This window comes from Oscillatoria sp. HE19RPO (genome assembly GCF_024220515.1).
In the GTDB taxonomy this organism is placed as follows: domain Bacteria; phylum Cyanobacteriota; class Cyanobacteriia; order Cyanobacteriales; family Laspinemataceae; genus Laspinema.
The window spans coordinates 43,763-66,430 of the sequence record NZ_JAMXOT010000019.1; the positions used below are offsets into that span (position 1 = coordinate 43,763).

Genomic DNA, 22,668 nt, shown 5'->3' on the forward strand with positions numbered 1-22,668 from the left:
TGCGGCATCAGAGGTTCGAGCGGGAGTTCAGAATACTCGGTAAAAAGAGGCAATCTTATGTGCTCAACGCCTTGCGGCATCAGAGGTTCGAGCGGCGGATTGCTTGCAGTAGACTTGCTTGCAACGCAATGTGCTCAACGCCTTGCGGCATCAGAGGTTCGAGCGGTCTGACCCATAAGCGTCTCTTGCTTTTTACGGATATCTTGTGCTCAACGCCTTGCGGCATCAGAGGTTCGAGCGGTCGCTGGGAATGCCTCAGCGCAACGACTGGGAAAGTGCTCAACGCCTTGCGGCATCAGAGGTTCGAGCGGGGGGATCCCCGACGCCATCAAGGAACTGATTGAGAAAGTGCTCAACGCCTTGCGGCATCAGAGGTTCGAGCGGCAACCAGGCGGGAATTGCATCATTGCCCGAGGGAGTGCTCAACGCCTTGCGGCATCAGAGGTTCGAGCGGAAATATTTGCCCGCAATCTCCATCCCTTTATCTACGTGCTCAACGCCTTGCGGCATCAGAGGTTCGAGCGGGAATTTTCGTAATCGTCAACACTAAAAATCAGTTACGTGCTCAACGCCTTGCGGCATCAGAGGTTCGAGCGGTCAATCATGCTGACAAGCATGGCGCGAAGTTTGTGTGCTCAACGCCTTGCGGCATCAGAGGTTCGAGCGGGATATCGCCCTGCGGCTTGTGCCGTTCGCAGGTTGGGTGCTCAACGCCTTGCGGCATCAGAGGTTCGAGCGGTGTAGGTTCTACCGCCGCGATCAGCAGGATGATCGGAAGTGCTCAACGCCTTGCGGCATCAGAGGTTCGAGCGGCGGTTATAACAAAAGTGTATTCGTTGTAAGAAGTGTGCTCAACGCCTTGCGGCATCAGAGGTTCGAGCGGTGATGAGCCGAATCACCCTCCGGCGAGAGAGAATGTGCTCAACGCCTTGCGGCATCAGAGGTTCGAGCGGCTCTTTTCTTCTGGCTGCATATTGCGATCGCGGGGCGTGCTCAACGCCTTGCGGCATCAGAGGTTCGAGCGGTCGAATTTGGTGAGTTGACCGGAAACCCGGGACCCTCTCGCGTGCTCAACGCCTTGCGGCATCAGAGGTTCGAGCGGTTTAGTCAAACGAGTGCTAGGGTCTGGTTTGAGGATGTGCTCAACGCCTTGCGGCATCAGAGGTTCGAGCGGATAGTATCGAATTATCAGCCCGAAATACGATTAACTCGTGCTCAACGCCTTGCGGCATCAGAGGTTCGAGCGGTGTTGATAGCGCTTGTGGAGAGCGTTTTATTCAAGTGCTCAACGCCTTGCGGCATCAGAGGTTCGAGCGGCTTTGATTGTGAAGGTGTCGCTAACGATGCTCACGAAGTGCTCAACGCCTTGCGGCATCAGAGGTTCGAGCGGAGGCAGTTGACCCGCTATCCATTCGGAGAATCCAGAGTGCTCAACGCCTTGCGGCATCAGAGGTTCGAGCGGGTCGAACTCGGTAGCACGTTCAACTTCGCTATAATGTGCTCAACGCCTTGCGGCATCAGAGGTTCGAGCGGAATGCTATCAACGTTTTTCTCAGCAGCCTCTACCGGTGCTCAACGCCTTGCGGCATCAGAGGTTCGAGCGGGACTGAGTTCCTGATGCTGATTCTTCCAAATCTCGGTGCTCAACGCCTTGCGGCATCAGAGGTTCGAGCGGTTAAAAATATTGTAAAGAAATATTAAATTGGGTTGGTGCTCAACGCCTTGCGGCATCAGAGGTTCGAGCGGAGCTAGAAACTGTCAGGTTCACCCGGTGACGACGGTGCTCAACGCCTTGCGGCATCAGAGGTTCGAGCGGGTGTCCATACTCCAGCCATTGCGATCGCAAGTAATGTGCTCAACGCCTTGCGGCATCAGAGGTTCGAGCGGTCTTCCCAAATCTCGGGAAGTGTTGGGGCGGTTGAAACGTGCTCAACGCCTTGCGGCATCAGAGGTTCGAGCGGACATCCCCGGATTATTTGGGGTCTCAGTTACAATCAGTGCTCAACGCCTTGCGGCATCAGAGGTTCGAGCGGTTGGTAGAATGCATTGCTTTGTGACATAATTGAATTAGTGCTCAACGCCTTGCGGCATCAGAGGTTCGAGCGGTATAAAGGCCATTGGCGCTGTGTCGCCCTGATTCCCAGTGCTCAACGCCTTGCGGCATCAGAGGTTCGAGCGGTCACGCGATGCGATCGCACGATCGCACTCTGTGATGTGCTCAACGCCTTGCGGCATCAGAGGTTCGAGCGGGTCTTTAAGATCTATAAGATCTAGAGCGTTCTGGAACGTGCTCAACGCCTTGCGGCATCAGAGGTTCGAGCGGTTTAGGATTGTATCTAGTCCAATGCCGGATTTACAAAGTGCTCAACGCCTTGCGGCATCAGAGGTTCGAGCGGACCGCAATGAGGAAGGCTTCCGCAAAATCATTCCTGTGCTCAACGCCTTGCGGCATCAGAGGTTCGAGCGGTAGCAGTGATTTTTAGCAGAAACGTAAACCGCTATGTGCTCAACGCCTTGCGGCATCAGAGGTTCGAGCGGTGGTTGACGGGTCTTTTTTAGTCCCCTTTAGCAGTTTATGTGCTCAACGCCTTGCGGCATCAGAGGTTCGAGCGGCCTCTCCGATTTGCCAACCCAACTCATAAAAATTCATGTGCTCAACGCCTTGCGGCATCAGAGGTTCGAGCGGACTAATATGATGCACCCAGAACTGACCATCTGGGATAGTGCTCAACGCCTTGCGGCATCAGAGGTTCGAGCGGAAAGTAATCAAAGGAGCCGCGTAAGTGCCAACCCGTGCTCAACGCCTTGCGGCATCAGAGGTTCGAGCGGTCGTGGAACATCCGAGAGGGCGAGAGGGGTTGTACCAGTGCTCAACGCCTTGCGGCATCAGAGGTTCGAGCGGGGCGCGCCCCAGAGTCCTCAGATGGACATTGCTCTGAGTCGATTTTACACGCACCCTGGACTGAATCATCATCCCTTCACCTCCATCCCTCGAACCTCTGTGTTCACCCATCCCTCAAACCCTTACCCTCCCTTCATTCTACCCAAATTCAAGCATCATCACCACCCTGAAACCACCTCCCAATCTAAACCCCATCAGTCTTTCACCGCATCCCAGCAGACAACACCCGGTCACAACCCCAGGTGCTTGCATCAAATCACCCGATGGGACTCCTCCGGCAAGGGCCAGGAGCCAGGACGGTTATAAGCGGCAAGGCCCTGCACGCACTGGTTCGGTAACCGGATCAACAGCAAACTATCCTCCTCTGCCAACACCTTCTCTAACTCCCAGCGCAATTTCTCCCGTCCCCGTTGATTCAACCAACAGCGAAACATCGAATATTGGATCCGTTCCCCATAGCCTTGTAACAGCTTATATGCCTTCCGCCAACGCTTCGGATTCCGGATGTCATAACAAACCAAATACCAATTGTGAGCCTCACTCATCGCCACACCTCAACGCAACACCAATTGACCAAATAACCCCCCTTCCCCGCACCACTCTTTTTCCAAAAGTCGCACCTCTAACTCCAACAACCGCCGATAGGTGAGGGAATACCCCGTTACCGGATGTTTCCAAGTTTCTTCCTTGCGCCGTTCGTACAGATTCACCAACTTGCGCCGTCCGGAATCGCTCAACCACACTTGCTCCCCGCGCACCTCAAAGTCTTCTCGCACCTCCCACTGCTGGCGATTCACCGATGCCATCACCGGCATATCCACCAAGGGCACCCGAAAAATCTCCATCAAATCCAGGGCCAGGGGCGGCGCTTGGGTGCGCGGTTGATGGTAAAATCCCAGGGCCGGTTCTAACCCGACGGTGAGGATGGCATTCATCACATCTTTCATCAGTAACGCATACCCAAAACTGAGCAAAGCATTAAACCGATCCTTGGGCGGACGACGGTTGCGCCCGGAAAACCCCATTTCTGCAGGCGCTTCCGTGGAAATCAGGCAAGGTAAGGCCCCAAAATAAAGGGCGGCTAAGTTCCCCTCTAACCCCAGCAGGGATTCTAGGGAAGTCGCCTGGGGAACTTGCTTGAGGACTTTCTTCATCTGAATGATGGTCTCATTCAACCGCGCGGCAGGTTGCTTTAAACCCCGTTTCCCGCGCATCAAAAATTTACGCTGTCCTTGAGCCCGACACAGCACCAGTTTCCGGGCCAATTCCAGACAAAATCCCCCATCGGATAAGGCGCTATACTGGCGAATCCGCCGCTGGATACTGCCCTGACGGCTGTCGAAACTGCCAATATACCGGCCACCCCCAGAGACAAAATGTACCCCAATGCCATGATGGGCGCAAAAATGCAGGGCTTGAGTTGACAATTGTGAGAAACTATGCATCACCAGTTGCCCGACTTGCTGCACCGGCAGGGTTTCTGGAGATTGACCCCGGCGGGTAATTTTCAGTTGTTCTCCGGTGCGCCCTACCGCCGTACCCGGTTCGAGAATATGCAGCACTTGGCGGTCATCATCTTCGGGAAAGAGGCGAATCGGTTGCCATTCGCGGTTATGTGCGAGCCTTGCTTCTTCCGGTAAACAGACCGGGGCCAGGGAACATCGGGCACATAACCGCTCGTTTTCGGTGACAGGAGGACGCTGAGGGGAGACCCGCAGGATTCGCGCCCGGTGGATGGCATCCCGAACCGTTTGACGTCCGGCATCATCCAGGGGAACATGAACCAGGACGTTATCGGCATGGTAGCGAATCCGTCCTTCTTTGACGGGAATTTTGAGGGCGGATTCGATGAGATAGGCGTAGGCGAGGACTTGCAGGCGATCGCTCTCCCAGGGAATGGGTTTTTTGTCAGCATCCCGATTACAACGTCCCCGCTTATGTTCATAGGGAATCGTCTCCCCATCCCGAGTCCGCAAAGCATCCACCGCCCCGCGCAATCCCAATTCTGCGGATTCCAGAAACAATTCTTCCCAGGTTTCATCCTCCTGTTTTTCCAGTTCCGCGTGCAGTCTTCGTCCAGCAAACACAGCAGCATTTTGGGTATAGAGTTCCTCCACTTCTTCCAGATAGAAAAGGCGAGGACAATAGGCAAGGGCATGGAGGGCAGAAACGCGCAGGGTTTCTGATTGAGTTACAGGATTATTGTCGATTAATTGCATAGTAAAGATGCCGATAAGTTGAGATGAAATTTAGTTTTCAACGCCTAACGGCATCTGAGGTTAAACAGGACGACTTGCTCGACCGTTAATGCTTAATCGCTTCCGAACCTGCTTTATCGATTCAATCTGACTTGATGACAGTCCAAGCTAAATCGGGAGGTTCCCATTGTTGGGAGGGGTCGAGTAGTCGATAATTCTGCCAGCGCGTTCCCCGAGACCCTAGATGATCGACCCAATAGGGTAAAGTGAGCAAGCCATTTTCATCTAGGACAATCCAGGATAAAGACTCGCCGGTATAGTCTGGGGGTAATAAAGTCACTGCATTGACTAAATCCCGACTTTCTCCTAAGCATAATCCACCAAAGCGGGTGATGGCCTGGGGGTTGGCAAGGGCTTGTTGGAGGCGTTCGGTTAAGGTAGGCTTGGCTTTATCTTTACCCGTAGCAATCCAGACGATAAACTGAATATCCGTCAGGAGTTCTTGATAGTCAGGTCTGGCATTGCTGGGGTCATGGATATCTTTTTTCTTGAATCGGCGAAACGTGCGAATGACTCGGGATTTTTGGGGGTGAGACAAAAGGCCGATCGCCAATTGAATGCCGCAATGTTGATAGCGATCGGTTTCGCCCACCATTGAGAGTAACATTCCATAGACGGTCGATGGTGGAGGGACGGGATAGGTTTCGGCATATTCCCGCGCCCGAGATTGGCGAAAGCAGGCGATCGGGACTTCTACTTGTAAGGCGATCGTCATGCTAAATCCTCCAGATCCAAATCTTCGGCAATGACTCGTTTCACATTTTGAACAGCGGTTTTAAGGCCTACAAATACATTGGCCCCCAATTCTTCTAGCATTTCTCCCGCATCTGATTGGGCGATCGCACCGGCAATCCATAACTCATTCGCCTCAATATCTCCCGCCTGAACCCGGCGCAATAAATCCGGTATGGAAATCTCCCCATCCTCTTCTTGGAAGCAATATAAAAACCGAGGAGAAAAATCATGGGTCCAGCGCAACACTAAACTTTCTGGCGAGAAATCATACAAAAACCGCGCTTGATTCCCCCCCACTTCTCCAATCGAGGTTAATCCATCTAAAACCCCGATAATCCGGGATTTATCTGTGAGGCGATCGGGGGTTAAAGCAAACCCATATTGATAACGAGTCGCATGAACTTCGGTTCCATACAATGAGGTTGTTCCTTTTTGACCACTTTTGGCATTAAAGGTAATATCCCCTTCAAAAGGAACCATTGAAACGGCCCGAGTCACTTCTAACACTCCTCGTTTTGCTGTGGTGGTTCCCTTCTCTCGCTTTTTCCCTTTTTTGGGTTCATCAGACCCTTCTGACTTGGCTGCCTCTGCTTTCATATATCCCAAGACATCATCATCAATATAGGTTTCCTCATCAAAATTATCATTCTGCCAAATATTATCATTTTTAGCATCATTCCATTGACGATTGACCTGATAGCCATTTCCGCAGGTTTGCCAGTAATAGCGTAATGCCCAGCGAATGGCTTCTGCTGAAACGGTCGTATGAACATCTCCTTTCCAGAACAACTTTTGCAGGGTGGTGATATTCCCTTCATTTTCACCGCGATTGTTGGCTGCTGTACCGTAGGCAGTTAAAATGTTTCCAAACAAGTGAAAAGACATGATTAAATTTCCTCAAAATAATGACAACAAGTAGACAAGTGACAAACTTAGACGATTAACCCGTATTTACTCCTCAAAATTAAATTCCTCTTCTTCATCGATTTCTTCCTCCGGTTCATAAGCATCAGTACCAGTCATGTCATCTTCTTCCATGTCTTCTTCTAGCTCTGAGCTTTTTTTCTTAGAACTCTTATAGCTGGCTAGGGCTAACAAAAACAAATCTCGGCCTAATTTCCAGTTATCTTCCCCGGTAATTAACTCCATTAACTCTCTCCAATTGTCTTGGACGAGGCTGACCTTTCCTGCCCTCCACCAAAAATCTGTAATAAAAGCTCGGAAAGATGCCGCATTTTTGCACCGTCCTAACTTGCTCCGGATTTTGACATTAATTCGGTCAAAATCTGGTTCTTTCTTGCTATCTTCTGCCCGTCCTGCCGCTTTTCCATAAGTATTGCCAATGGCTTGATGACAGGCTTGAACAAATAACTGTTTAGACTCGGTATCCCATTTCGATTTTTGAACCATTTGGTACAATCCTTCTCGGTCGTAGGTTAATTTTTGAAACAATTCCCAGCTCTTGACTTTTGTGGAAAAGCCTTGATACCACTCGTGCGAGTGAGCCAGATTTTCCGTAATCAACTCCCGGGCAAAACTGACAGTAATAAATCCGCCTTTATCTCCGGGTCTGACTCGGTTTTTAAAAAAAGGAATCTGACGCAAAATCTGGTAGTTTTCACAAGCGCGATCGCTGGCTTCAATGAGATGCAATTCCGTTCGTGTCATCTGCTGACTGGACCAAGCAACTGAGCCAAAGGTAATCACCTGGCAGGACTTCACTTGATACTGTTGAGCAGTTTGAGCAACGGATTCATGGGTTAAAAACTGTAATCCCGCATCCCCCAACCCCGTTGCACAGAAATCTTTATAGCCGGATTTTCTCCACTCTCGATGTTGTCGGATTCTAGCAAATGCTTCTAAATCCACAATTTCGGGAACGACTAAAGCATATTGCGCCCGTTTATCTCGCAATTTTGAGCGAAGCAAAAAATAATAGCAAGCAACCGGGGCAAATAGCAACAGCAAAGCATCCGTGGGATTTTCTTCAAAACTGGTGGAGGAACTAAAGGCCGTATGTCGCACCACGGCCCCAGGATTCAACCAACCCGCCACGCCAATCGTTTTATTCAACAGGTTGCCCTGTTTATCACAGAGATTCTTGGCAAAGTCCTGATGAGCATAACTTTTGATAGATTTGTAAGAAAGAGGAATTTCTACCTCATCTATTGTAAATACGATTGAGACTTTTCCATCAGACTTGTGAGTGCTGGTATGTTGCAAAAAGGTTCGCAGCATTCCTTGATGCAGCACCCATTTTTGGTCCGGTGGTAAGGTGTCTGAATTCAATCCTCGCAAACTGATAAATCCCTCTGGACTGGTTTGAAAAGATTGTTTCAATAACCAATCCAATACTTCAAAATCATGGCCTTGCCAATTGATTAAAATCTGACGAGGATTGAGTTGCCAATCCAGTTGACCGGGCCGATCGCCTTTGGGGATATCTTTGCCTAACTGCTGTAAAGTCATCCATAATCCCGCCATTCCCGCCCGATGCAACCCAGTGAGGTGGGGATTACCCAAATTTAAGGTGATGGTTTGCATGGTTCTGCCCCGGTTTCTTCGCTATATTGAATGACATCAGAGGGTGCGCAACGATAAAACTTCTTGCGCTTCCATTTCTGAAATCCTGGAGTTGCTCGTATGGATATGGCCCAATTTTGAGCCTCTTTCATAAACGAGCGATCGCTTTGTTTCGCCGCTTTTTGAATAGCGGGGATGTCATCTGCTAGTAAAACCGTAATCGTATAACCCGCCTCCCGTAAATTACCGGGTTGAGTACACCAGATGCCATCCAACCACTCACAGTCAACAGGTGAGTAAGTCATCGATCCGAGTTCTGCCGCCACGCGGGATAGATCCGCCTGGGAAATTTCCTCTCCGGCGAGGCGATCGAGTAACTGCTTTCCCGTCTCCAGTTCAGACTGTTTATAGGGTTGCTTTGCATCCCAAGCATAAATGATTCCATCGCACACTTGACCCGAAACTAGGTGATATTCTCCCGTCGTTTCATCTTGCCTCACTCGCCGGTTAAGACGTCCCAGACGTTGGATTAAAGCCGGTGCCGGTGCGATCGCCGACACCAGCAGATCAGCACTCAGATCCAGCGACATCTCGCACACTTGGGTAGTAATTGCCAACACCGGATCGCTTCCCTGAAATGCCTCGATCACCTCTTGATGTTTCACTTTGCGATCTTTATAGCGAAACCGACTGTGATAAATCAATCGCTTCACTGCCACTCCAGGCAGATGTTGCGTCAGTTGATTTTCGGCTAACCGATATAAATCAATACAACTTTGCACCGAATTAGTGACCCATAGCACTTTTTTCCCCTGATGCAATGTCTTTAAAATCGAATCCCAAACTTCCGGCGCTGTTTCTAAATCTGATACCTGGGGAAGATACTGTAACCGATATCGTTTCAGTTCTTCCAGTTCTTGGGGTCCGTGAATAACGGTAATCTCTTCTCCCAACTCATCTTCTACCACTTGGCGAATGGCTTGTTCTTGTTCTCGGGTTATGCTGGCACTCATTAATAAAATTTCGGACCGAGAAAACGTTTTGAGAAATCTTAACAACGTCCCAAATAACATCGGGTCATACGCATGAACCTCATCAAACACAAACGACCCTAGACTAATCGCAGGCCACGAATATAAAGGTTTTCGGTTATTTTGCATTAAACCCAAAACCGTATCTACCGTACAAACCATCAGTTTATTTTGCCAAGCCAACAACGAACTTAATCGAGCCTGAGCCTCCCGAAATTCTTCATTCTTTTGTTTTTCCTCCTCGGTTTCCTCTATTTCATTCGTGGTTAAGAGTTCCTCTAAATCAATATCCGCATGAGAATGGATTAAAGTCGCCTCAATCTGGCTATCGTGGGCATAATCTAAATACCCTTGAGAGGCAGTTCCCATCGTGGGATAGCAGAAAAAGAGTTTGTGGTTTAATGCTCGGGTTTTCGCCCAAGCATAAGCGCCAATGGTTTTACCCGTTCCGCATCCGGCTTTTACCAGTTTAATCCGGCTACCCGGTGCAGCAATTTTCTTTTGAAACTCTCGTAACTCCTGACCCTCCAGGCGATCGGTCAGGACATTTTGCAACTCTTCCTCAGACAAAACCCGGGATAAGACTTCTTCAACCCACTGCTCAATTTCATAGTTTCCCCCCGCTAATGCTGAACCGGCAACATCAGCCGCTAGAACAGTCGCTTTCACTGCCGCAATAAACTTATGCTGCTGCCAGTCCATTTGTTCTTCAGCTTCACCAAAGTCCCTAACTAGCGTATTTAATGCCTCTTGCAGTTGAGAAATTGACCAATATTCCGGGGGTGGTTTTTTACAACTTTTTGGCAATCCTAGAAACTTATGGCCCATCATTAAGACTTTTTTAAAATCAGGGTGATGGGTGTAAATTTTTAAGCCATCTCCAGTTTCCTCTCGAATTTCGGTAACCTGACCCCCCATTTTCAGATGATGTCCCATTGCCGCCCAAACCGCCAGACGCAAATCAGCATTCGGACAATGATTTAACCAGTCTCGAAAACCCTCCACTTGCAGCGCCAAAATGCCACTAATCACTTCATGGCGAATCATTTGTCTTTCCCCATGTTCTTTCCATGCCTTTAGGAGTTGCTTTCGACCCTGGGGAATTTTGTCATCTTCTGATTTCAGATGCACCATTTCCTGAAAATGCTGATTCGCCTTCCCCCAGTCATGCAGATAAGCGCCTAATTTCACCGTCGCTGCAAAGCGGTCTGGTTCAATGTCGTTCAAATCTAATTGTTCTAAAATCCTGGCTCCTAATTTCTCGACCAGCACCTCAGCAGACTTGAACACTGCATGAATGTGACCTGTATAGGTAGCGGCACCTTCAACTTTCGGATGCCGCTCTTTCTGCTTCGGCAATGACTTTGCCAGCAGTTTGGGAAATTCATGAGATTTCATCATTTGCCTCTAACGCGAATCCTCAAAATTGCAAACGGCATCCCCATCCAAGGAATCAGGATGCACCAAACACTCAAGTTCGGCAATTTTATCCGCCTGGGTATGAGTAACAATTCGCACTTGTGCTTCCACAGCCTCTACCCGCTCTTGAACATCGAAATCTCGATTTTGCTGGATTTGCAACCAGTGACCTAGCCTCGAAAATTTCTGCTCTAAGGCATTAATCTGCTGATCTTGAACGGCATTGTGTTCTTGTTCAGCTTCAATTAAATCGATAATGATCTGATTCTCTCGATGCAGGCGACGCAGAACCGAGAGTTCACCATGATTTTGTAACATGATTCTCCTTCGATACCAATGAATGACCCGATCTATCGCGTTGCTGGTAAAAAGTACCCACAACCCATGTGACGACGGCCCCCAATTCCTTCCTCTTGTAATATCAAGGAGTCTTCGTCACTTAATCCGGTGACGAGGGTCGTAAAACCGACGATGGTAAATCGCTGAATTTTGATAGTTTTGCGACTGGGGGTTCCATCTTGATCCGTTACTACCGAGAGTTTGCCTTTCACCCCTAAAGCCTCCAGTTGCCGTCGCGCTGTGTTTAAAAACGACTCGACATCGATGCCATTTTTAATGGTGACAATTCGCGCCTTGAGGGTCGATGCCGGTTGCAGCAGTGTTCGGGTGGGAATCCCTACGCGCATTTGATGTTTCCCAACCCGCAGGATTTTCCCGGCAAGCTGATACACCAGATGACTTTGAGAGGCACGCATTCGGATCCGAAAATGCGATCGCTCTGTCAGTAGAATCTTTCCTCGTTGTTCTGGAATGCCTGGAATCGTCAGCAAACCCCAGTGGTCAAGCTGCCGCAGTTCTGGGATTTGATGAATCAAGGCGGAGTAGAACCCGTAATTGCTATCACTCGGCCATAACTCTCCCCCGACTCCCTGGACTCCAAAACGCGACTCTAGCACCGGATCGTTTTGCTTATCAGATTTACTTCGCAACATATTTTTTTAAAAGGAAACTGACAAGGGAAATACCTGAAAACGATGATTCCAGGCATTTCTACTCATGTGTTAAACGCCCAAAGGCAATCAGAGGTAAGGAGAGCGAGCAAGGGATAATAAGCCTTACCGCTCTAAGCGCCTGCTTTTTGGCAATTCAGACTTACTCCGCAAGTGCTCAACGCTGACGTTTTCAGAATTGCTTCGCAACATCTGCATCTTAGGTGAATCGATTCTAACGTAGCTCGTTTTGAGTTGTCAAGGGTGAGCGTCAAATGCCTCAAGGTTCACCATTCGGCAGATAAATAGCCCCAGTAAAAACCCGTATCCTTAAGGGCTAAAGCGTTTGCGGACGTACCCCAAGAAGCGCTTTTCTTCGAGAGAAACCCGACTGTTGATCACCGGATTTGGAATCAATCATTCGGTTAAAACCGGATGCCTAGCTAAAAAAACCCCCCTGGAGGGGCGATTCGAGAATCGCCTCTCCAGGGGGGTCAAAACTTCCGGTCCCCCCCTCACCTCTTAGGAGAGGGGGGCTAGGGGGGAGAGGTCCTCTTATCCCCCCCTCACCTCTTAGGAGAGGGGGGCTAGGGGGGAGAGGTCTCCCCTACTCAAAATCATCATCAATGTCATCATCATCATCAAAATCATCATCATCCTCGAAATCTTCCTCAAGGATAGAAATCGATCGCACATCTTTGCTTGCCTTCACCCCCAAATCCGGTAGAGCAAACTCATCGTCCGTCTCTTCATCATCAGGAGTCAAAATCTCCTCCTCTAACTCCATCCCCGTATTCCGGTAAGCCCGGGCCGTATGGTCATCCAGGACCACATCAGGAAACTCCTCCTCTTCCTCCTCTAGCACCCCATCATAAGCACTATCATCCGGAAGCAGCATCATATCCTCATAGGCATTAAACCCAGTCCCGGCAGGAATCAGACGTCCGATAATCACGTTCTCCTTCAACCCGCGCAACCAGTCGGATTTGCCCTCGATCGCCGCTTCAGTCAGCACCCGAGTGGTCTCCTGGAAAGAAGCCGCCGAAATAAAGCTGTCCGTATTCAACGACGCCTTAGTAATCCCCAACAACAGCGGAGTATATTTCGCAGGCGCACCGCCGGTAATCGACATCGCCTCATTCACCCGTTCCACCTGTTGCAGTTCAATCAACTCCCCAGGCAACATGGTTGTATCTCCGCCATCATCGATTCGCACCTTGTTCGTCATCTGACGCACAATCACTTCAATGTGCTTATCACTAATATCAATCCCTTGGGACAGATATACAGACTGCACCTCACTCACTAAGAACGTTTGCACCTGCTGGAAACTCAACAGCGTATGCTCATAATTCCGTTCCCCGGGCAGATTGAAGAAAATCTCCAAAATCTCATGAGGATTGCTCGGTCCATCGGTGAGCGGTTCCCCGGCTTTTACCCGTTGACCATCACTCACCAGCAGGGTCTGACCAGGGCCAAGCTCATAATCCGTAACGGCCCCGTCCTCTTCCACCACCTTCAAAATGACCGTATCATCATCCCCATAAACCACCTGGGCCACCCCGGGCAACGCGGCCAAAATGCAGCCCTCTTTCGGCTTACGGGCCTCCAGCAATTCCTCAATCCGAGGCAACCCTTGAATAATATCCCCAGTCTTGGTGCGCTCAAACACCAGCAGCACCAGGTTATCCCCCCGCTGCACCAAGGAGCCATCATCCACATGAAGCACGGCCCCTGGGGACACCCGGTAAGGACGCGCCAGTCGCAACTTCATGCGGTAATTCCCCTGGGACAAGGCGGAGTCATCGGAAGGCTCCAGGGCAGTCACTTCGACGACCTGACCTGAATCCGGTATCCGCAACCCGGGGGCGACTTCGGTGTTTTCCACCACAAAATCCCCCACTTTGACGGCGGGTTCTTCCGCCGTGTCCACGGTCATCACATCATCATCCCGGACCACCAGCACCCGGCGAATGGCTTCTGCCCCTTCGCGAATCCCACGAATTTCACCCGCTTCTTTGCCGAGAATTTCCGTGCGGGCAACGACGGCCCCAGGGGGAATCCGGTCTCCATCTTTCACCAACAGGCGAGTTTGGGTACTGCCTTGGGTGGTATCTGCCACGACATCCCGGCGAATCACTAAGGATTCGAGGATCACCAACTGCAAGCGCATGGGCGCACCTTTCGAGGGGTCTAACTCCTCGGAGGAGAGCAGTTCTTCTTCCTCGACGGGCACTAATTCGATGTCTGCGGCTAATCCGGGGGCATCTTTATCAATTTCCAGCACCAACTGGGTCCGCAGCAATTCCAACCCTTCTACGGATTTGACCCGTTCCCCATCTTTATAGGGCAAGCGCTGGACGGCGCGCAGTTGAATCATGGCCTCTTCCCCATTGTTCAGGGATTCCTGAGAGGGAATGGCGGGCTCATCCAATACGGGATATTCCACCGCAGGACGCAGCAACAAGGCCGGACCTTCGGGAGTTTCCAGGATTTCGACATAGCGCAATTCCTGGGCGACGACTCCGGGGATAATTTCTTGACCGGGATTGACGAGACTGCCATTGGCGATCGCCACTTCCTCGGGGTCCTCAATCATAATCAACTCCCCGGGCTTGATGGTCACTTCCCGGAGAATGTCATTTTTCTGGGTGACTTCCACCACCCCACTGCTGGCGCATTTGATGTCTTTAACGATTTCCGTCGCCGCTTCCACAAATTGGCCGTCTTCCACCAGCAACAAGGAAATATCCTTGTTGATTTCGTGGCATTCTTCGGGAATCCACAGCAAGGTGCCGCCTTTGACGACTTCATAGCCTTGTTTAGCTTTGCCTCGTTTCTGGACTTCCACTCCGGCATATTTGATAATCCCCCCGCTGTGGGTGCGGTAGGTTTCATCAATTAATTCAGCCACCACTTGATGATTCAACACCTTGGTTCCCGGGGTAGCTTTCAGGGAGAATAACTGTTTGCCAACGGTTTCAATGGTGTAATGGTCCCGACCTCCGGTGGAGGTGGCATAGACGGTGGCGCGGTCCAGAGTCACCGACGCGGTGATAATTTCCACTTCCCGAGGCATGGAAGAGGGGCGGTTTTCCATTTCTTCCGGCAGACGGACTATCCCGCCATTGTCCGTGACGAGCTTGGTTTCGGCAAGGACGCCACCGGGTTGGATGCGATCGCCGTTCTTAACCACAGGTTCAGCCCCTGGGGGTAGGTTATAGACCTCCCCGGACAAAATCCAGACTAGACCCCCCCGGGTAGCCGTGCGGGTGGCATTACCTTGGCGGTCCTTCTTCTCTTCTGGCATCAAGTCGGCAAAAACGACTTCCCCAGCTAAGTCGGTGGCAACGTCTTTGGTGGCTTTCTCCGTGGTTCGGCGAGTGCGTCCGGGTAGGGGGACTTCGGCCAACAGGGTCAACCGTTCCACTACAGCGCCATCGGGAACTAGGAGCACGGTACCTTGGAAGACATCAAAGACTTCCTTGCGGCCCTCAGCTTGCAGGGTGATTTCTGATTTGGCATTTTCCACCACGAAGGCATCTTCCCCATGACGAGTCCGGAATGCCCGTGCCCGCATGGTGGGGGAATAATGGACGGTGCCGGAGAAGGTGGCGGTTACAGTCCGGGCAACTTCAGCAGTGAAGACCCCTCCGGTGTGGAAGGTCCGCATGGTGAGCTGGGTCCCGGGTTCGCCGATGGATTGGGCGGCGATAATCCCGACGGCTTCGCCCATGTCTACGAGTTTGCCATGAGCTAGACTCCAGCCATAGCAAAGCTGACAGACGGAACGAGAGGCTTCGCAGGTGAGGGGCGATCGCACCATCACTCGTTCTACCCCATGTTTCATGATGTTTTCGGAGATATCATCATCCATCGGCTGATTGCGCGCAGCAATTACTTCGCCGGTTTTGGGGGAAATCACGTCTTCGGCGGCGACTCGACCAAACAGGCGATCGCTCAAAGGAATCAGAATCCGGTCCTCATCTTTCATCGACTCCATCGGAATCCCGCGAGTCGTGCCGCAGTCCACTTCCCGGACAATCACATCTTGGGAGACATCCACCAGACGACGAGTCAGATAGCCGGAATCTGCCGTCCGTAGCGCCGTATCGACTAATCCTTTGCGCGCCCCGTAGGAGGAGATGATATATTCCGTAACGGTCAGACCTTCGCGGAAATTGGTTTTAATGGGTAAGTCAATAATTTCCCCCTGGGGATTTGCCATCAACCCCCGCATCCCCACCAACTGCCGCACCTGAGAGACGTTCCCCCGCGCCCCAGAGAAGGCCATCATATAGACGGAGTTCAGGGGGTCGGTTTCTTTGAAGTGACGCACCACTTCATCCTTGAGGGATTCACTGGTACTATTCCAAGTATCAATAACTTTCTGGAAACGCTCGACTTCGGTGATTTCTCCTCGGGCATAGCGGCTTTCGGTTAAGGTGATTTCCCGTTCCGCCCCTACCAATAACTCGCGCTTCGAGGGCGGAATCATCAAGTCATCCACACTAATGGAGACCCCGGCTTTTGTGGCATAGCGAAATCCCAAATCTTTGAGGCGATCGGCAATTTGTGCACTCCGGGCCGTCCCATGCTGCACAAAAGTTCGGGAAATTAGGCTTTTAATTTGGCCTTTATTAATAACTCGGTTGTAGAAAGTGAACTTCTTTTTAGTCATTTGTCCTTTGTCCTTTGTCCTTTGTTCTTTGACTGATGAGAGGAGATGGGGGGGATTAGTTTTCCCGATCTTCCCCTGCCTCGAACAATTGCCTCAACTTCTTCGTTCGTAGTGACGAGCTCCGTCGTCATTCCGGATAACGACTGAAGTCGTTACTACAAACAATGGCCTCAACTTCTTCGTTCGTAGTGACGACTTTAGTCGTCATTACCGGATAACGACTGAAGTCGTTACTACAAACAATGGCCTCAACTTCTTCGTTCGTAGTGACGACTTTAGTCGTCTTCCGGAGTAACGACTGAAGTCGTTACTACAAACATTGGCCTCAAGTTCTTTGTTCGTAGTGACGTTTAGTCGTCTTCCGGATTAACGACTGAAGTCGTTACTACAAACAATGGCCTCAACTTCTTCGTTCGTAGTGACGACTTTAGTCGTCTTCCGGATAACGACTGAAGTCGTTACTACAAACATTGGCCTCAAGTTCTTTGTTCGTAGTGACGACTTTAGTCGTCTTCCGGATTAACGACTGAAGTCGTTACTACAAACAATGGCCTCAATCCTAGCTTCCGGAAGCTTCCCTATTTCCTCTTGCTTTAACTCAACACATCCGCGATCGTTTTATTAAAGATAATTCGGCCTGCGGTGGTGTGAATATATTGGGACAGGAGATTGCCATTGGCATCTTCTCGGATGCGGCGATCGCCATAGAGTTTCGTCACCGTTCCATCGGAATGCTTGGTAATTTCCGGTTCTGTTTCTTTCGTTTCTGAATCGATATCCCAGTTCAAATCCAGCCGCACCCAAATCAAGGCGTGTAACTCAATCAACCCTTGCTCATAGGCAATAATCGCATCCTGCAATGAGGCAAAATAACCCCCTGCACCCTTATGTGCTTTGGGATTATGGGCGGTCAAATAATAACAACCCAACACCATATCCTGAGAGGGCGTAACAATAGGCCGTCCCGTTGCCGGAGACATGATATTGTTAGAAGCCAACATCAACAATCGGGCTTCCGCTTGGGCCTCTAAACCCAGAGGAACGTGGACCGCCATTTGGTCTCCGTCAAAGTCAGCATTAAATGCCGGACAAACTAAGGGGTGCAATTGAATGGCTCGTCCATCTACCAAAATGGGTTCAAAGGCTTGAATCCCTAAACGGTGGAGGGTTGGTGCGCGGTTTAAGAGGACGGGGTGGGATTCAATCACCTCTTCCAACACATCCCAAACACTCGGATCGGCTCGTTGAATCAGCTTTTTGGCCGCTTTAATATTGTTCACCAAACCCTGACGAATCAGGCGGTGAATCACGAAGGGTTGGAAGAGTTCGATCGCCATTTCCCGAGGCAATCCGCACTGATGAATCTTCAGTTTCGGACCGACAACAATGACAGAACGTCCGGAATAGTCCACCCGTTTTCCGAGTAAGTTTTGCCGGAATCGACCTTGTTTCCCTTCGATAATATCGGACAAGGATTTCAGGGGTCGGTTATTCGCACCCACCACAGTCCGTCCCCGACGACCATTATCAATTAAGGCATCCACCGCCTCTTGCAACATCCGTTTTTCGTTCCGAATGATGATTTCCGGGGCCAAAATCTCTTGTAATCGGGCCAATCGATTATTCCGGTTAATCACCCGTCGGTACAAATCATTCAAGTCACTGGTGGCAAACCGTCCCCCATCCAACTGCACCATCGGGCGCAAGTCTGGGGGAATCACGGGAATGTATTCCAGAACCATCCAATCCGGTTGCGATCCGGTTGCGATAAAGTTATCAATGACTCGCAAGCGTTTAATCAGTTTGGCCCGCTTTTGCCCTTTAGAATTGGCGATTTCTTCCCGTAACTTTTCCGCTTCGGTTTCTAAGTCGAGGTCTTGTAATAACCGTTGCAACGCTTCGGCACCAATCCCCACTTCAATGCCAATGAGTTCGGTATCCTCACTGTAGAGTTGGTCCTCGATTTCCATCCAGGCATCTTCACTCAGCAGTTGTTTGTATTGCAGATTGTCTGCATTTCCGGGACTGAGAACACAATAGGCATTGAAGTAAACAATTTGTTCGACATCCCGCAAGGGCATATCGAGGAGAATGGCGATATAGCTGGGAATCCCTTTGAGATACCAAACATGAGCAACGGGTGCAGCTAACCGAATAAAGCCCATGCGATGGCGACGCACCCGAGACTCAGTAACTTCTACGCCGCATCTCTCACAAACAATGCCGCGATGGCGGACCCGCTTATATTTACCGCAATGACATTCCCAATCTTTGGCAGGCCCAAAAATCCGCTCACAAAATAAACCGTCCATTTCCGGTTTTAAGGTGCGGTAATTAATGGTTTCTGGTTTAGTGACCTCGCCGACAACTTGACCATTCGGCAGAGTTCGTTCACCCCATTGCCGAATTCGGTCTGGGGAGGCGATCGCAATCTTTACATAATCAAAGCGTTGCTCAATCTTTGGCATTCGATGATATCCCCTTGTAAACTTTGTCCTTGGTCGTTGGTCTTATGTCCTGGGTCATTTGGAATAAAAGGTGGGAAGGAGAAGTCACAGTTTGTAGTAACGACTTCAGTCGTTATCCCCCCTCTCCTTTCCACCTCAATTCAGAAGCCGTTACTCTTCCTCTTCCTCCTCTAACGCTTCCCGAGAGACAGACTCATAAGTTGGACGAGAGGGGGTGCGACGATTGGCCACATCCGCCATTAAGTCCACTTCGACATCCCGAGAAGTGCCATCCTCCTGAGTCTGCACTTTATGCACCGCAATATCCAAACAAAGCGACTGCAACTCTCGCATCAGCACTTTGAAAGACTCAGGAGTTCCCGGACGAGGAATTGCTTTTCCTTTGACGATCGCATTCAACGCTTCATTCCGTCCCTGCATATCATCGGACTTAACCGTTAGCAATTCCTGCAAGGTATAAGCGGCCCCAAATGCCTCCAATGCCCAAACTTCCATTTCTCCAAATCGCTGGCCCCCTTGTTGCGCTTTACCGCCGAGGGGTTGCTGGGTGACCAAAGAATAGGGTCCCGTAGAACGGGCGTGAATCTTGTCATCCACCAAATGCACCAGCTTGAGCATATAGGCCTTACCCACAGTAATCGGACGGTCAAATGCCTCTCCAGTCCGGCCATCATAGACGACGGTTTTCCCAGGGTGGTCTTCGTTAAATATCCAATCCTTACCCGTCTTATTCCGCGCTTCTTGTAACTTGCCATGCACGCTTTCCCGCGACTTTTCGGGCCCGTGCATTTCATCAAACGGCACAACTTTGAACCGGGAACCGAGGTTTTGTCCGGCCCATCCCAGGAGGCACTCAAACACCTGACCCACATTCATCCGCGAAGGCACACCCAGAGGATTCAACACGATATCCAACGGGGTCCCATCAGGCAGATAGGGCATATCTTCAATCGGTAAAATCCGAGAAATAATTCCCTTATTCCCGTGACGACCGGCCATTTTGTCTCCGACCTGGATTTTCCGCTTCTGGGCCACATAAACCCGCACGACCATGTTCGCACCGGGGGGCAGTTCATCCCCTTGTTCCCGGGTAAACACCCGCACATCCACAACCCGGCCTTTTTCTCCGTTCGGAACTCGCAGGGAGTTATCCCGCACGTCCCGGGCTTTTTCCCCGAAAATCGCCCGCAGGAGTTTCTCTTCTGGGGGTTGGTCCGACTCCCCTTTGGGCGTAACTTTACCCACGAGGATATCCCCGGACTCAACCCAGGCCCCAATCCGGATAATTCCCCCTTCATCTAACTGACGCAGGGAATCTTCCCCGACGTTAGGAATTTCTCGGGTAATTTCTTCCGGTCCCAGCTTGGTTTGCCGTGCCTCAATTTCATATTTCTCAATGTGAATTGAGGTGTAAAGGTCGTCATAAACCAGACGCTCACTGATTAAGATGGCGTCTTCGTAGTTATAGCCTTCCCAAGGCATATAGGCCACGATAATATTCTGACCCAAGGCCAACTCGCCCCCTTCGGTGGAGGACCCATCCGCCAAGACCTGTCCGGCCACCACATCATCCCCTTCAAACACCAGGGGACGCTGGTTCAAGCAGGTGTCTTGGTTGGACCGTTGATATTTCTGTAACTGATATTCCATTTCCCGACCCGTTGGGTCCTGGACACGAATCTTGGTAGCATCCACAAAGGTGACCATACCATCGGTCCGGGAAACAACCACCATCCCAGAGTCCCGGGCGGCTTGGGCTTCCAAGCCCGTACCGACTAAGGGTCGCTCTGGCAGTAACAGCGGCACGGCTTGCCGCTGCATATTAGAACCCATCAGGGCGCGGTTAGCGTCATCATGTTCCAGGAAAGGAATCAGGGACGTTGCCACGGAGATAATCTGCACCGGAGAAACCGCCACATAGTCCACTTGGTCCGGGGTGGTGGTGGTGAAATCTTGGCGATAGCGCACGGGGACGGTTTCACCCTGGATATAGCCGCCTTCATCCACGGTAATATCCCCAGGAGCAACCCGCAGGTCATCTTCTTCATCGGCAGTCATAAACAGTGCCCCGCGTTCCCGCAAGACGCGACCATTTTCGACAGGATAAAATGGGGTTTCGATAAATCCGTAGGGGTTGACTCGGGCGTGAGTCGCCAAGGAGCCAATTAATCCGGCGTTAGGACCTTCTGGAGTCTCGATCGGGCAGATTCGTCCGTAGTGGGAGGGGTGAATATCCCGGACTGCAAATCCAGCCCGTTCCCGGGTTAAACCGCCAGGACCGAGGGCGCTCAAGCGGCGTTTGTGGGTCAGTTCCGCTAAGGGGTTGGTCTGATCCATAAACTGGGAAAGCTGGGAAGACCCGAAGAATTCCTTGATGGCGGCGACGAGAGGTTTGGGGTTGACCAAGGAGGCGGGGGTGAGGGAATCGGCATCAGAAACGGTCATCCGTTCCCGGATGATGCGTTCTAAGCGGTTGAGTCCGACTCGAACTTGGTTTTGTAACAGTTCCCCGACCGATCGCACCCGACGATTGCCTAAGTGGTCAATATCGTCGCTTTGTCCCACGTCGAATTCCAGGTTAATCAGGTAGTCGATCGCCGTCAGAATATCCTGGGGCGTTAATACCCGGATGTTATCGGGTACTGACAGGCGCAATTTTTTATTCAGCTTATAGCGGCCTACCCGTCCTAAGTCGTACCGTTTCGGGTCAAAGAAGCGCGATTCCAGGAGTTGGCTGCCTCCGGATACGGTGGGGGGTTCCCCGGGACGCAGCTTTTTGTAAAGCTCCATCAGGGCTTCTTCTTCTGTGAATTCCCCTTCTTTTTCGATGGTTTTCTGAAAATATTCCGGGTGGCGCAGGGCATCGAAAATCTCGTTGTTGGTAAGTCCCAGGGCTTTGAGCAGCACTTGGGCGCTCAATTTACGGGTTTTGTCAATGCGGACCCAGACTAAATCGTTTTTGTCTGTCTCAAATTTCAGCCATGCCCCCCGGTTGGGGATCAGGCTGGCATTGTAGGTCCGTCGGCCATTTTTGTCGGTCTCGGATTTGTAGTAAACTCCGGGAGAACGGACAATTTGGTTAACGATGACTCGTTCGGCCCCGTTAATGATGAAGGTCCCCCGTTCGGTCATTAAGGGAAGGTCACCGATGAAGACTTCTTGCTCTTTAATTTCGCCGGTTTCTTTGTTGATCAGTCGGGTGGGGACATACATTTGCACCGCGTAGGTACTGTCCCGGCGTTTTGCGTCATCGACATCGTATTTCGGACGCTTGAGTTTGTAGTCCTTCCCTATAAAATGTAATTCTAGTTTTCCCGTATAGTCAGTGATGGGGGAAAAGCTGTCGAGTTCTTCAATCAGTCCTAATTCAAGAAACCAACGGAAACTCGCCCTTTGAATCTCGACGAGATCGGGGAGGGTAAATGCCGTTGCTGCTGGGTAGGTCGGATTATTCATTTGTGTCGATCGCCTCTACGCTGTGAATTCTACGCAAGTTTAGGGAAGGAGAAAATAAAGACCTGTGACGGAAGAATAAAGGGATGCATATTGAGCGTTCATCCTTCGTCCTTGTCTGTTATTTCAAAGAGTGCTTGTTCGGTGACGCAGTTTGATTTAAACTCCCGTTTTGGCTGGGCACAGTTCTTGGGTCAAAGATAGGTTTT

Annotated in this window: 11 protein-coding genes and 1 CRISPR repeat array (1 of these 12 running past the window's edge); all 11 genes read right to left on the minus strand. The window is 50.7% G+C overall.

The features are described 5' to 3' along the window. Positions 1-2,902: a CRISPR direct-repeat array (repeat unit 36 nt; unit sequence GTGCTCAACGCCTTGCGGCATCAGAGGTTCGAGCGG) (it extends 2,386 nt beyond the left edge of the window). Between the two features lie 251 nt (positions 2,903-3,153). Continuing rightward, positions 3,154-3,447, minus strand: a complete 294-nt coding sequence (gene cas2 / locus NG833_RS02420; protein ID WP_254563742.1) for a CRISPR-associated endonuclease Cas2 — start codon at positions 3,445-3,447, stop codon at positions 3,154-3,156. Between the two features lie 9 nt (positions 3,448-3,456). After that, a complete protein-coding gene (locus NG833_RS02425) occupies positions 3,457-5,121 on the minus strand; it encodes a type I-MYXAN CRISPR-associated endonuclease Cas4/Cas1 (protein WP_254563743.1) in 1,665 nt (554 codons plus the stop codon). 121 nt (positions 5,122-5,242) lie between these two features. After that, complete coding sequence (gene cas5 / locus NG833_RS02430) at positions 5,243-5,875, minus strand: type I-MYXAN CRISPR-associated protein Cas5/Cmx5/DevS (RefSeq protein WP_254563744.1); 633 nt, start codon at positions 5,873-5,875, stop codon at positions 5,243-5,245. Further along, entirely contained in the window at positions 5,872-6,780 is a 909-nt protein-coding gene (gene cas7i, locus NG833_RS02435; RefSeq protein ID WP_254563745.1) for a type I-B CRISPR-associated protein Cas7/Cst2/DevR, read from the minus strand. The genes cas5 and cas7i overlap by 4 nt, the downstream gene beginning before the upstream one ends. Before the next feature lie 66 nt (positions 6,781-6,846). Beyond that, positions 6,847-8,439: a type I-MYXAN CRISPR-associated Cas8a1/Cmx1 gene (cas8a1, locus tag NG833_RS02440; protein ID WP_254563746.1), complete on the minus strand. Its 1,593-nt coding sequence runs from the start codon at positions 8,437-8,439 to the stop codon at positions 6,847-6,849. Then, the gene (gene cas3, locus NG833_RS02445; RefSeq protein ID WP_254563747.1) at positions 8,421-10,850 is read right to left on the minus strand and encodes a CRISPR-associated helicase Cas3'; all 2,430 of its coding nucleotides are present in this window, start codon (positions 10,848-10,850) and stop codon (positions 8,421-8,423) included. The genes cas8a1 and cas3 overlap by 19 nt, the downstream gene beginning before the upstream one ends. A gap of 6 nt (positions 10,851-10,856) precedes the next feature. Then, entirely contained in the window at positions 10,857-11,186 is a 330-nt protein-coding gene (locus NG833_RS02450) for a hypothetical protein (protein ID WP_254563748.1), read from the minus strand. Between the two features lie 32 nt (positions 11,187-11,218). Continuing rightward, positions 11,219-11,860 (minus strand): type I-MYXAN CRISPR-associated protein Cas6/Cmx6, encoded by a 642-nt coding sequence (gene cas6, locus NG833_RS02455; protein WP_254563749.1) that lies wholly within the window; start codon positions 11,858-11,860, stop codon positions 11,219-11,221. A 604-nt stretch (positions 11,861-12,464) separates the two neighbouring features. Further along, the gene (locus tag NG833_RS02460) at positions 12,465-16,538 is read right to left on the minus strand and encodes a DNA-directed RNA polymerase subunit beta' (RefSeq protein WP_254563750.1); all 4,074 of its coding nucleotides are present in this window, start codon (positions 16,536-16,538) and stop codon (positions 12,465-12,467) included. Between the two features lie 593 nt (positions 16,539-17,131). Further along, the gene (locus NG833_RS02465) at positions 17,132-19,006 is read right to left on the minus strand and encodes a DNA-directed RNA polymerase subunit gamma (protein WP_254563751.1); all 1,875 of its coding nucleotides are present in this window, start codon (positions 19,004-19,006) and stop codon (positions 17,132-17,134) included. Positions 19,007-19,156: 150 nt separating this feature from the next. After that, complete coding sequence (rpoB, locus tag NG833_RS02470) at positions 19,157-22,462, minus strand: DNA-directed RNA polymerase subunit beta (RefSeq protein WP_254563752.1); 3,306 nt, start codon at positions 22,460-22,462, stop codon at positions 19,157-19,159. Between the last annotated feature and the right edge of the window lie 206 nt (positions 22,463-22,668).